The sequence below is a fragment of the Burkholderia sp. BC1 genome (assembly GCF_052683555.1).
The window spans coordinates 65,512-78,568 of sequence record NZ_JBQYLP010000010.1 but is presented as its reverse complement, the minus strand read 5'-3'; the positions used below and the strand labels follow the sequence as shown (position 1 = coordinate 78,568).

Annotated in this window: 10 protein-coding genes; all 10 read right to left on the bottom strand. The window is 65.9% G+C overall.

What is annotated here, in order from left to right; translation table 11 throughout:
* Positions 1 to 92: 92 nt before the first annotated feature.
* On the bottom strand, positions 93 to 1,748 hold the full coding sequence (locus ACSHSS_RS07305; RefSeq protein ID WP_035955561.1) for an APC family permease: 1,656 nt from the start codon (positions 1,746 to 1,748) through the stop codon (positions 93 to 95).
* A 178-nt stretch (positions 1,749 to 1,926) separates the two neighbouring features.
* Positions 1,927 to 2,790 carry a glycine betaine ABC transporter substrate-binding protein gene (locus ACSHSS_RS07300; protein ID WP_006417001.1) on the bottom strand — a complete coding sequence of 288 codons (864 nt, stop codon included), beginning with the start codon at positions 2,788 to 2,790 and terminating at the stop codon, positions 1,927 to 1,929.
* Positions 2,791 to 2,921: 131 nt separating this feature from the next.
* Positions 2,922 to 4,070: a hybrid-cluster NAD(P)-dependent oxidoreductase gene (locus ACSHSS_RS07295; protein WP_035955563.1), complete on the bottom strand. Its 1,149-nt coding sequence runs from the start codon at positions 4,068 to 4,070 to the stop codon at positions 2,922 to 2,924.
* Positions 4,071 to 4,099: 29 nt separating this feature from the next.
* The gene (locus ACSHSS_RS07290) at positions 4,100 to 5,341 is read right to left on the bottom strand and encodes an aromatic ring-hydroxylating oxygenase subunit alpha (RefSeq protein WP_006396366.1); all 1,242 of its coding nucleotides are present in this window, start codon (positions 5,339 to 5,341) and stop codon (positions 4,100 to 4,102) included.
* A 45-nt stretch (positions 5,342 to 5,386) separates the two neighbouring features.
* Positions 5,387 to 6,172, bottom strand: a complete 786-nt coding sequence (locus ACSHSS_RS07285; RefSeq protein ID WP_059842704.1) for an electron transfer flavoprotein subunit beta/FixA family protein — start codon at positions 6,170 to 6,172, stop codon at positions 5,387 to 5,389.
* On the bottom strand, positions 6,169 to 7,338 hold the full coding sequence (locus ACSHSS_RS07280; protein WP_445544773.1) for an electron transfer flavoprotein subunit alpha/FixB family protein: 1,170 nt from the start codon (positions 7,336 to 7,338) through the stop codon (positions 6,169 to 6,171). Before ACSHSS_RS07280 ends, ACSHSS_RS07285 begins: the two co-directional genes overlap by 4 nt.
* A gap of 4 nt (positions 7,339 to 7,342) precedes the next feature.
* Positions 7,343 to 9,268 carry a (Fe-S)-binding protein gene (locus tag ACSHSS_RS07275; protein WP_006409141.1) on the bottom strand — a complete coding sequence of 642 codons (1,926 nt, stop codon included), beginning with the start codon at positions 9,266 to 9,268 and terminating at the stop codon, positions 7,343 to 7,345.
* A gap of 2 nt (positions 9,269 to 9,270) precedes the next feature.
* On the bottom strand, positions 9,271 to 11,334 hold the full coding sequence (locus tag ACSHSS_RS07270; protein WP_006396362.1) for an NADH:flavin oxidoreductase: 2,064 nt from the start codon (positions 11,332 to 11,334) through the stop codon (positions 9,271 to 9,273).
* A 60-nt stretch (positions 11,335 to 11,394) separates the two neighbouring features.
* Positions 11,395 to 11,928 (bottom strand): DUF5943 domain-containing protein, encoded by a 534-nt coding sequence (locus ACSHSS_RS07265; protein ID WP_006396361.1) that lies wholly within the window; start codon positions 11,926 to 11,928, stop codon positions 11,395 to 11,397.
* Between the two features lie 140 nt (positions 11,929 to 12,068).
* A complete protein-coding gene (locus ACSHSS_RS07260; RefSeq protein ID WP_006396360.1) occupies positions 12,069 to 13,040 on the bottom strand; it encodes a dipeptidase in 972 nt (323 codons plus the stop codon).
* Between the last annotated feature and the right edge of the window lie 17 nt (positions 13,041 to 13,057).

The following is a 13,057-nucleotide window of genomic DNA, read 5'->3' as shown; positions in this document are numbered from 1 at the left end:
CGCCGGCCCCAAATGACGAAAGCCCGGCGGCATGGGCCGACCGGGCTTCGTTGCGGACAGCGTGTCGTTGCGACGACCGCGACCTCAGCCGCTCACTTCACCCAGGCAAAGTAATACGACAACCAGATCGTCAGCGCCGCGCCGACCAGCGCCGCATACGGCGCGAGATTCAGCCACACGCTGCGCTTCGGCACCTCGAGTTCCATGTCGCGCTGCATCTGGGCGGGAAAGCGCCCGCGATCCTGCCAGTAGTGGCGATACACGAACACCGGCACGATCAGCAGCATCGCGATCAGCCCGTTGCGCAGCGTGCCTTCGCCTTGCAGATTCGCGCCTGCGCCGACATACACGAGGTTCGCATACCCGCAGATCGAGCCCGCGACGAGCAGCCACGTCGGGCAACGGAACGGACGATCCCAGCTGCCGCGATCCATCCGGTGGATCCAGCCCGACTGCAAATTCAGGAACACGAACAGCATGTAGCAGACGTTCGAGATCGACAGCACCGTCATGTAGTCCGACATCATCAGCAACACGAGGTTGAAACCGAGGTCGGTCCACATCGCGCGCGTCGGCGCGCCGTGCTCGTTCACGTGCGACAGGAATTTCGGCAGCCAGCCGTCGACCGATGCCTGATAGAGCGTGCGCGACGAGCCCATCATCGACGTCATCACGATCAGCAGGATCGACAGCATCAGCATCACGACGACCGCATTCGCGACCCACGCGCCGCCGCCGACGATCCTCGCCATCGCGGCCGCGACGCCGGTGCCGTCGCCGATCGCCGGATCGAGCATCGCCTGCGTGCCGAGCGCGCCCTGGAACGCCATCGGCACGAGCGTCATCACGACGAGACACAGCGCGCCCGACCAGAAGATCGCCTTTGCGGTATCGCGACGCGGATCGCGGAATTCGCGCGTATAGCAGACGGCCGTCTCGAAACCGTACGACGCCCAGCCCGCCATGAACATCGCGCCGAGCGCCATCACGACGCCCTGCCCGTTCCACGTACCGAAGGTCGCGGCCGTCAGATTGCCGTGCGCGTCGTGGCCGAGCGGCAGCAGCGGGAGCAGGTTCGACATCGGCACGTCGCCGGTGACGAACGGCACGATGCCGACGATCAGCAGCGGCGTCAGCGACGCGATGCCGAGAATGCGCTGCGTGCGCGCGGCTTTCGACGCACCGCTGTGCTGAAGCTTGAACGTGATCAGAAGCAGGATCGTCGCGATGATGAACGTCGCGTTGATCCGCAATGACAGACCCGGCTTGATGAAACCGAGATCCGCAACCTTGAACTGCCAGTGCAGCACCGCTGCATCGGCGGGAAAGAGACTCGTGAGCGCATAGCTCGCGGCGAGACCGCAGCCGAGCGCAAGCATCGGAGACCATGCGAGCCAGTTGCACCACACGGAAACCGGGGCAATCAGCTTGCTGTAGCGAACCCAACCGATCGCGCCGTATACCGACGCGCCGCCCGATTTATGAGGAAATAGCCCCGATATTTCCGCATAAGTCGCGCTTTGAATCAGCCCCATCGTGATCGCGGCGATCCAGATCGCCCACGCGGGCTGGCCGATCGTCGCACATACGCCGCCGATCGTGAACAGCACGCCTGCCGGCACGCCGCTCGTCACCCAAAATGCGTCCTTCCATGTCAGGCCACGATGCAGCGTATGGCCTGTCGAATCATGTGAGATGGTTGCCTCGACATCACTGGTGCGGCTTGCACGCAGTCCTGCTTGACTCATCCAAATCCTCCTGTGATGACTCCGCACAAGCGCCGTAGTGTAACAACATACGCACTTTCTTGCAGAATCGGTAAAAAAATTCCGGGATATGGGAGCAGGTCATCGCGATTGTTTCGGATTCCTGCTCGCCATTCCCGGCGTATTGTTTTGATGTTTCGGCTGACGAATCGTCAGCCGTTTACTGCGCGCCTTCCGTCCATGCATTGACGCGGTCGGCATGCGCGGCGATCCACGCGTCGGCGGCCGCTTCCGGCTTCGAGCCGTTCTGGATCGCGAGCATCACGCTGTCGATCTCGCCCGGCTTCCACTGGAATTTCTTCAGGAAGGCAACGACCGGCTTCGCCTTCGTTTCGAGCTGCGGATTCACGACACTGTCGACGTGCTCGGCGCCGCCGAACACCTTCTTCGGATCCTCGAGGAAGCGCAGCTTCCATTTCGCGAACATCCAGTGCGGCGCCCAGCCCGTCACGATCACCGGCTTGTTCGCGCTGACCGAGCGCGACAGTTCGGCCGTCATCGCGCTGCCCGAGCTCGGCATCAGCGTATAGCTGAGCCCGTAGTTCTTGATCGCTTCGTCGGTCTTGCGCATCACGCCCGCACCGGCGTCGATGCCGACGATGCGGCCGCCGAAACTGCTCTTTTCGGCGTTCAGATCCTCGATGCTCTTCGCCTTCACGTAATCCGGGACGATCAGGCCGATCTTCGCGTCGGGAAAGTTCGCGCCGAGGTCGACGACCTTGCTCTTGTATTCGCTCCAGTACGAGCCGTGCGTGACCGGCAGCCAGGCCGACAGCGTCGCGTCGAGATCGCCGCGCGCAACGCCCTGCCACATGATCCCGGCCGCGACCGGCACGAGCTGCACCTGGTAGCCGAGCTTCTTCTCGATCACGCGGGCCGCGACGTTCGAGGTCGCGACGCTGTCGTCCCAGCCTTCGACGTAGCCGATCTTCAGCGTCGGTTTCGTATCCGCGAGCGCGGATGCACTCAACGCCACCATCGCCGACAGTGCGCCGGTCCACAACAGTTTTCCGAGTAGCTTCATGGTCGATCTCCTTGATATGCGCACCCTGCGCGTTGTCTCTCTAGGTTCTTCAACCACAAATCCGCGGTAGCGTTTTTTTCCGACAGATGCTTGTCCGGATGCGACGCGGCGCGTCGCATCGCGGCCGGTCGTTATTTATCGATGACGAGATCCGAAAGCGGCTTGCTGCAGCACAGCAGCACCATGCCCTGGTCGATCTCGCGCTGGCGAATCCCGCCGTTGTGCTTCATGTCGACCTGCCCCGACACGAGCTTCACCTTGCAGGTGCCGCACATGCCCTGCGTGCACGAGGCCGGCAGCCGAACGCCCGAGCGGCGCGCCGCATCGAGCACGTGCTGGTCGGCGCCGCACGACACCTCGCGGTTGCTCTTCGCGAAGCTGACCGTGAACTGCTTCGTCGCGACTTCGGCCTCGTCGGCCACCGGCGCGAGCTCGGCGAGCAGCTCGTCGCTGGCCGTCTGCGCGAGCGTCTCGAACGAGAAGCTTTCCTCGTGATAGCGCTTGCGGTCGAAACCGGCCTCGTCGAGCAGGTCGCGCACGGCCTTCATGTACGGCGCCGGGCCGCACGTGAAGATCTCGCGCTCCATGAAGTCCGGTGCGATCAGCTTGAGCAGCGGCAGCGTCAGGAAGCCCGTGACGCCCGGCCAGTTCGTGCGCGTGCCGACGCGTTCGACGACGAACGACGTGCGGAAATTCGTGTGGTTCGACGCGATCAGATCGAGCTCGCGCGCGAAGATGATGTCGTCCGGCGTGCGTGCGCTGTGCACGAACACGATGTCGCGATCCTCGGCGAGATCGTGATGCGCGCGGCTCATCGACATCAGCGGCGTGACGCCCGAGCCCGCGGACAGGAACAGGTACTTGCGCGCCGGATGCCGCGCGCAGGTGAACTCGCCGGCCGGCCCGAGCACGCGAACCGACGCGCCCGGCTGCAGGTTGTCGTGCAGCCAGTTCGACACCTTGCCGCCCGGCACGCGCTTGACGGTGATCGAGATGGTGTGCGGCCGCGTCGGCGACGACGAGATCGTGTAGCAGCGATTGATCGTCTCGCCGTCGATGTCGAGTTCGAGCGTGATGAACTGGCCGGGCTCGAACGAGAACGTGCGGCCCTGCGGCGAACGGAAGAAGAAGCTCTTCACGTCGTGCGTTTCCTGCCGCACGTGGCAGCACACCAGCGTTTCCTCGACGTCGCTCGTCCAGCGCTCGGCAAGGGCGTTCCAGAAAGCCGGGCGCGTGACCCGGCTGTCGGTCGGCTCGAAATTGGCCGCATCTCGCATCATGTTTGACTCCGCTGCTAAATCGCTAATCGCTATGCGCCGGTCTTTTCGGCGAGCCGGCCGATGTACCACGCCGAGAACTTCTCGACGAGCCCTTCCGTGAACGGCGAATACGGGCCGGGCTCGTACGCGCTGCTGTTCGCGCCGCGCTGCGAGAATTCGACGAGCGCGCGGTCCTGGTCGTTGGTCGCGTTCCACACGGCCGTCAGGTTCTTCACGTCGTAGTCGATGCCTTCCTTCGCATCCTTGTGCACGAGCCACTTGGTGCGCACGAGCGTCTTGCCGGCCGACAGCGGAATCACCGAGAACGTCACGATGTGATCGCTCATGAAGTGATGCCACGAGTTCGGCTGCGTCCAGAACGACAGCCCGCCGAGATCGGCCTGGCGGAATTCGCCGAGCAGCTTCTTCGAGGCGACCTTGGCGTCGAGCGTCTGCGATTCGCCGCTGCGATCGAGCGGCAGTCGCTGCGTACGAAAGCCCGTCACGTCGAGCAGCTTCTCGATCTCGACCGACGGCAGCCCCATCTCGGCCCATTCCTTGCCGCGGCGGATGCAGGTTTCCGCAAAGGCGTCCATCCCTTCGGCGTTCGCCTCCGAGCGTTGATAGCCGAACCCGTATTCGTACAGCGAGATCGTCAGCTCCGGGTGGTTCGCGACGCAGTGATAGCACTCGCGGTTGTTCTCCATCGTGAGCTTCCAGTTGCCTTCCTCGATGATGTCGATCTGCGCGGCGATCTTGGTGTTCGGCAGATCGTGCGGCAGCAGATACGGCTCCATCGCGGCGCGCATCTGCGCGAAATCAGCGGGCGGCTCCTCGGCGAGGCAGATGAAGATCAGGCCCGCGAGGTTCTCGACGTGCACCGGCTTCAGGCTGTGCTTGCAGCGGTCGAACTTCTCGCCCATGTGCTCGGCGAACATCAGCTGGCCCGTCAGGTTGTAGGTCCAGCTGTGGTACGGGCACACGATGTTGCCGACCGAACCCTTGTCTTCGTTGCACAGGCGCGCGCCGCGGTGACGGCACACGTTGTGGAACGCACGGATCTCCATGTCGTCGTCGCGCACGATCAGGATCGAATCGCTGCCGAGCTCGACCGTCACGTAATCGCCCGGTTCGGGAATGTCGGGTTCGACCGCGACCTGGATCCAGTGCTGGCGGAAGATCGCTTCCATGTCCAGCGCGAAAATCTCCTCGCTCGTGTAGAACGGCGCCTCGAGGCTGTGGCCTTCCTTGCGTCGCTCGATCAGTGCACGAATGTCTGCCGATACTTTCATCGTTTGCTCCGGATTCCTTGCATCCCTGGGTTCTTGCCGACAGAATCAATAGTCGATGAGCTGATGCTCGCGCAAATACGCGAGGATCACTTGTGCTTTTTCGACCGAACTCCCCTCAATTACGACGTTGCCGCCACGGCTTTCGGTCGTCGTCGCCGACAGCATCCGGGCATGCCCGGAGCGCTTCTCGGCGGCCGCCAGCTTCACCGGCTTGCGCTCGATCGGGCCGACCTTCCATGCGGCCGCTTCGGCGTCGGCGCCGGTGACCGTGCGCGCCGGACGAATCGTCCCGGCACGCAGCCGCGCGTACGCGTAGCGCGGCTGCGCATTCGCGAGCGGATGGACCGCGACGACGGCCGGCAGCGCGGCATCGACGCGGCGGCGCAGGCCTTTCGGTAAGAATTGCCGCACCGTCGCGCGGCCGCCGTCGACCGACACGTCGACGGCCGATCCGACGAGCGGATAGCCGAGCGCCGCGGCGACGCGATACGGCAGCATCCCGCTGTCGAACGCCCCTTCGGCGCGCGTGCCGGTCAGTACGAGGTCGTAGCCGTCGACGCGGCCGGCGAGCGCGCGCGCGACGTCTTCGCCGTCGTCGCAGACGAGCACGTCGACCGTGCGCGCACCGAGCGCGAGATATTCGGCAAGAGCGGGATTCGCGGGATCGCCCGCATGAATCACGTCGAGCTGCGCGCGATGCCGTTCCGCGAGTTCGCGGCCGAGTTCGAGCGCGGCCGCATCGTTGCGGCTATAGCGCGCGGTGCCGCTGACCGGATGCCGGCCGACGGACACGAGCACCGCGATGCGTTGCAACTGGCGAGGGGCGTTCATGCTGCGACTCCTTCCGGTTCACGGGCGCCGACCGCGGTCGGCGATTGTCCGCGCGCGGCACGCGCGGCCTGCACCTGTTCGATCAGCGCGGCGATCGTCGCCTGCGCGTCGCCGACCACCGTCAAGTTCGCGCGCTTCGCGATCGGCGCGCTGCCGTCGAGGTTGACCGCGATCACGTGGCGGCAATCCTTGATGCCCTGCAGGTGCTGCACCGCGCCCGAGATCCCGAACGCGATATAGACGCTCGCTTCGACCGTCTTGCCCGTCGCGCCGACCTGCTTGTCGCGCGTGAAGTGACCGTTGTCGACCGCGACGCGGCTTGCGCCGATCGCTGCGCCGAACGCGCCGGCCAGCCGCTCGAATGCGGCGATGTCGGTCACGCCGTTGCCGGCCGATACGATGAAGTCCGCTTCCTCGAGCGCGACCTGCGCGGCGTCGATTTCCTCGAGACCGAGATCGCGATACGACTGTGCGGCGTCGGCGGCCGGCCGGATGAAATCGGCGGCCAGCCGCTCGCCCGCGCCGACGAACGGCAGCTTCGCTTCGACCGCGTTCGGCGCGAGCAGGATCACGTCGGGCAGCGCACGCGTCGCGAACGCGCGCTTCGCATGCACGTAGGTGCCGACGTGCTTCGCATCGATCTCGACGACGTTCGTCGCGACGCTTGCGCCGGCCACCGCGGCATAGCGGCGGCCGACATCGCCGTCGCCCGTCGCGTTGTCGGGCACGAACACGTGTTTCGGCGCGAGTGCGGCGACGCAGGCCTGCAGCGCCTGCAGCTCGCTCTCGGGCGCGAACGCGCGGCGATCGAAGCCCGCGAGTTCGACGAGCTTGTCGACGCCGAGCTCGGCGATGTCGTCCTTCAGTTCGCCGAAGGCGAGCAGCGCGACTTCGGTCTGCGCGTCGGCGAGCAGCGCGGCCGCGCCGATCGCCTGGCGCGACAGGTCGTCGAGCGAGCCGCGTTCGGCATGCGCGACCACGAGCATCACGTGCTTCGGGTCCTGCACCGCGCGGCGCGGCTTCGCGGCGGCGGCCGCATGACCGTGGGCCGGCCATTGCGCGGCGCTCGCGTCCGCGCTGCCTTCCTCGCCGAGCGTGATGCGTTTCAGGCCGGCGGCCGTGATGATGAACGGCCGGCGCGGATCGATTCGTTTGATCTTGTTCATCGATTCACTCCAGCGAGGCAGCGACGAGTTCGGCCACGTCGAGCACGTCGGGGCGCGGGCCCACGACACCTTCGAGCATCGCCGTGCAGTTCGGGCACGCGACCGCGACCACTTCCGCGCCGACCGTGCGCGCGTCGGCGATACGGATGTCCGGGATGCGCTGCTTGCCGGGGATGTCGGTCAGCGGCGCGCCGCCGCCACCGCCGCAGCAGCGGCCGCGCATGCCGTTGCGCTCCATTTCGACGACCTGGATGCCGATCGTCTTCAGCAGCTTGCGCGGCGCTTCGATCTCGCCGTTATAGCGGCCGAGATAGCACGGATCGTGATACGTGGTGCGCTTCTCGCGCAGCGCTTCGACGGCCTTCGGCGCGATCTTGCCGCTGTCCGCGAGTTCCGCGAGATAGGTCGTGTGATGCTTGACCGTCACGCGCAGCCCGAGCGCGCGGTATTCGTTGCGCAGGCTGTGCATCACGTGCGGGTCGGCCGTCACGATCTGCTTGTACGACAGCTCGCCGAGCGTGCCGATCAGGCGCTTCGCCATCTGCTGGAACGTGGCCTCGTCGCCGAGCCGGCGCGCGACGTCGCCCGTGTCGGTTTCGTCGGGGCCGAGCACCGCATAGTCGACGCCCGCCTTGTTCAGCACCTTCACGAACGCGCGCAGCGTGCGCTGATAGCGCATGTCGAACGCGCCTTCGCCCGCGACGAACAGCACGTCGACCGGCTTGCCGGGACGCGCGACCGGCGCATTGAGGTCGACCGACCAGTCGTAGCGCGCGGCCGTGTCGTAGCCGCCCATCGTGCCCGTCTCGCGCAGGTTCGCGAGCACTTCCTGGCCCTTGCCCGGCACCGTGCCGTGCACGAGCGTGCGGTTGCGGCGCATGTCGACGATCGCGTCGACGTGCTCGATCAGCATCGGGCACTCCTGCACACAGGCGCGGCAGGTCGTGCACGACCACAGCGTCTGTTCCTCGATCAGCGCCGACACGATCGGGCCGTTCGGTTCGCCGCGATGCTGGCCGACCGGCAGGCCCGGCGTCGGGCTGCCCGCATAGGCGGCATCGGTGCCGCCCGCCATGCCGACGACGAGATCCTGGATCAGCTTCTTCGGGTTCAGCGGCTGGCCCGAGGCGAACGCGGGGCACGCGGCTTCGCACTTGCCGCACTGCACGCATGCATCGAAGCTCAGCAGTTGATTCCAGCGGAACTCGACCGGCTTCGCGACGCCGTACTCCTCGTGCTCGATGTCGGGCAGCTTCAGCGCGGTCGGCGGCGTAGCCGTGCCGTTGCCCGTGAACGATTCGCGCGATGCGGCGAAACGCTCCTGGCGCGGATGGAACGCGAGGTGCAGCAGGCCGGCGATCGCGTGCTTCATCGGGCCGCCCTTCGCGGCGCCGACCGTCATCGCGAATGCGCCGACGCCGATCAGCAGCGCGCAGAGCACGGCGAACGCGCCGGACATCGCGCCGGTCGGCACGAGCATGAACAGCACGAGGCCGAGCGCGAACGAACCGAGCAGCCACGGCAGCGTATTCCACGGGCCGCGCGACAGACGCGCCGGCACGTTCTTCGCCGCGCGGCGACGCCACACGAACACCGCGCCGACGAGCATGGCGAGCGCCGCGAGGAAGATCAGCTTGTCGAGCCACGGCGAATAGATCGCGAGGCCGTAGTTGACGAACACCAGCGCGAGCGCGGCGATCGCGCCGCCGGCGGTCGCGACGTGCGTCTTCGCGATGTACGGGTCGCGCGCGACCACGTGGTGCAGATCGACGAAGTAGCGCTTCGGAATCGCGAACAGGTTCGCTACGCCGAACGCGCCGGGCGCCGTGGCCCGCCCGAGACGCCAGTACGACGAGCGCTTCGCGACCGCGAACGCGAGCCCCGCCACCGACAGCCACAGCAACGCGGTAATCAGGAATGCCGGATTCATCGTCAGAAATCCTTCACGAGACGCAGCGAGTCGTAGATCGCACCGTGGACGTTGTGCATCGAGATGCAGTCGCCGACACGGAACAGCAGGAAGCGGCCGTTGCCGAGTTCTTCCGACAGGCACGGCTGCGGCTCGGCCGCGAACAGCGTGTGCGGATCGATCTGGCCGCGGTTCACCGATTCCGGCTTCAGCTTCCAGTAGAGCTCGTCGTTCGGCGACGAGCCGTTCTCGATCACGACCTGGTCGACCGCGCGCTCTTCCAGTTCCTCGGTGTATTCGTTGCGCAGCACCGCGATCTTCTTGCCGTCTTCCTCGTAGACGCGATCGAGCATCGTGTTCGGCGTCTGGATCACGCCGAGCGCGTACAGCCGGCGATAGAAGATCGGGAACGTCGTGCCGCCGCAGTCGTCAGCGACCTTCACGTCGGGCGTGACGACCTCGACCTTCGAGCCGCGGCTCGCCATGAAGTCGGCGACGCCCGCGCCCGCATGCGTGCTCACGCCGTCGAACAGCAGCACGTTCTGCTTCGGCTCGACCTTGCCGGTCAGGATGTCCCACGAGCTGACGGCGAGCCCTTCGGCCACACCCCACGCCGGCACCTGCCACGTGAAGCTCGAGCCGCCGGTCGCGAGCACGACGATGTCCGGCTTCTCGGCCATGATCATCTTCTCGTCGGCCGTCACGCCGAGACGCCGGTCGACGCCGATGCGCTTCGTCTCCATGTCGAACCAGCGGATGATCCCCGACATCTGTTCGCGCTGCGGCGCCTTCGCGGCGATCATCACCTGGCCGCCGACTTCCGCGTTTTTCTCGAACAGCACGACGTCGTGGCCGCGCAGGCGTGCCACGCGCGCCGCCTCGAGCCCGGCCGGGCCCGCGCCGACGACGACGACCTTGCGCTTCGGGCCGCGCGACTTCTCGATGATGTGCGGCATCGTCGCTTCGCGCGAGGTCGCCGCGTTCTGGATGCAGAGCACGTCGAGGCCGTTGTATTGGCGGTCGATGCAGTAGTTCGCGCCGACGCACTGCTTGATCTCGTCCTCGCGGCCGTCGCGGATCTTGATCACCATGTGCGGATCGGCGATCTGCGCGCGCGTCATGCCGACCAGGTCGATCATTCCGTTCGCGAGCAGGCGCTCGGCCTGCCCGGCGTCGCGGATGCTCTGCGCGTGCATCACCGGAATCTTGACGACCGACTTGATGCCGGCCGCGAGATGCACGAACGGCTCCGGCGGCAGCGCCATCGGCGGCATGCAGTTCGCGATCGTGTTGTGTGTATCGCCGCCCGAGCCGACGACGCTCAGGTAGTCGATCAGCCCCGTCTCGGCCATCGCCTGCGCAATCTCCTTCAGCGCTTCGTGGTCCAGGCCGTCCTCGTGAAATTCGTCGCCGCACATCCGCAGGCCGACGCAGAAATCCTTGCCGACCGCTTCGCGCACGGCCGTCAACACCTCGATGCCGAAGCGCAGACGGTTCTGCAGGCTGCCGCCCCATTCGTCGGTGCGGTGGTTCGAGCGCGGGCTCCAGAACTGGTCGATCAGATGCTGGTGTGCGGCCGAGATTTCGATGCCGTCCATGCCGGCCGCCTGCACGCGCTTCGCGGCCGCGGCGAAATCGCCGATGATGCGGCGGATCTCCTCGATCTCGATGATCTTCGCGTTGCCGCGGTGCACCGGCTCGCGCACTCCCGACGGCGACATCAGATGCGGCCAGTGCTCGCCGTGGAACGACGAGCGGCGGCCCATGTGCGTCGCCTGGATCATGATCTTCGCGCCGTGCTTGTGCATCGCGTCGGCGAGCCGCGTGAGCGGGTCGATGATCTTGTCGTTCGACAGATTCACCGACTTCCACCAGCCCTGCGGGCTGTCGATCGACACGGGGCTCGAGCCGCCGCAGATCGCGAGGCCGACACCGCCCTTCGCCTTCTCCTCGTAGTAGCGGATGTAGCGGTCGCCCGGCAGGCCACCCGGCTCGGCATACACCTCCGCGTGCGCGGTACTGACGATCCGGTTACGCAGCGTCAGCTGATTGAGCTGCATGGGTTTGAACAGGTGGGGATAACGCATCGCTGGCGACCTCTGGCGTTCGAATGTCTCGTGTTGCGGGTGTTGTTCTGTTTCAGTGCATCAATGCGCGAGCGGCGACACTTCGAAGATGCAGCGGTCGTGATGCTCGGCCGCGCACTGCACTTCCTTCGACTGCGCGCGCGGCGCGCCCTTGCCTTCCGGCGTCGTGTCGTTCACCCAGTCCATCGCACCGGCGAACCAGCCGGCGAACATGTAGCAGAGCTTGCCTTCCTTGCCCGGCTGCTGGAGCACGAACGACGAATGGCGCAGCTCGATCTTCGCGCGTGCCGTGGCCGGGTCGGCCTCGACGATCGAGAACAGCCCCCAGCCGCGCTGCGACAGGCGCTTCAGGTAATGCTCGAACACGGCCATCCCGGCGATCCCGTGCTGCTTGGCTTCCTTGTCGCACCAGTGGTAAGCGGACTTGTAGCCGGCCTTGTACAGGATCTCGGCATAGGCCTCGACGCCGAGCGCTTCCTCGACCGCGACGTGGTTGTTCGTGAAGAAGTGGCGCGGCACGTACAGCATCGGCAGCGCGTCGGTGGTCCAGACGCCGGTAACGGGATCGACGTCGATCGGCAGTTGCGGTTGCATCGTGGTGACTCCGTGAGGAAAAGTGGCCGCGCGGCACAGGCGCAGGCACGGCATCGTCCGCGTGCCCGCACACTGTGTGCGGGCACGTCCGGATTGTTGTTGTGGTGTAAATCGCTGGCGGCGGCCGGCGTCGTGCGCGCTTACGCGCCCCAGACGTCCTTGAACACGCGCACCCAGTTCTCGCCCATGATCTTGCGGATCCGCGACTCCTTCCAGCCGTGGCGCTCCATCGCCGCGGTCAGGTTCGGGAATTCGCCGATCGTGCGGATGCCTTCGGGGTTGATCACCTTGCCGAAGTTCGTCAGCTGGCGATAGCGGCCCTTGTCGTGCGTCAGCATGTCGAAGAACTCCTTCGCGTAGTCCTGCGTGAAGTCCGTGCCGATGCCGACCGCGTCTTCGCCGATCAGGTTCACGACGTAGTCGATCGCCTCGATGTAGTCGTCGATGTTCGCTTCGATCCCGCGCTTCAGGAACGGTGCGAACATCGTCACGCCGACGAAGCCGCCCGCATCGGCGATCTCCTTCAGCTGGGCGTCGCTCTTGTTGCGCGGATGCTCCTTGAGGCCCGACGGCAGGCAGTGCGAGTAGCACACCGGCTTCTTCGAGAACGCGATCGCCTCGGACGACGTGTTCGCTCCGACGTGCGACAGGTCGACCATGATCCCGACGCGGTTCATCTCGGTGATCACTTCGCGGCCGAAGTCCGAGAGCCCGCCGTCACGCTCGTAGCAGCCCGTGCCGACGAGGTTCTGCGTGTTGTAGCAAAGCTGGACCACGCGCACGCCCATGTCGGCGAACGCCTCGATGTAGCCGATGTTGTCCTCGAACGCATGCGCGTTCTGGAAGCCGAGGATGATCCCCGTCTTGCCTTCCTTCTTCGCGCGGAAGATGTCGTCGGTCGTGCGCACCAGCGTCAGCAGCTCGCTGTTGTCGCGGATCTTCTTCTTCATCACGCCGATGTTGTCGACGGTCTTCGCGAAGTTTTCCCACACCGACACCGTGCAGTTCGCGGCCGTGATGCCGCCCTTGCGCATGTCCTCGAACACCGGCTTCTCGAACTTCGAAATGTTCAGGCCGTCGATGATGATGCTGTCGTCATGCAGCGTGCTCATATCCGTCTCTCGCTCCA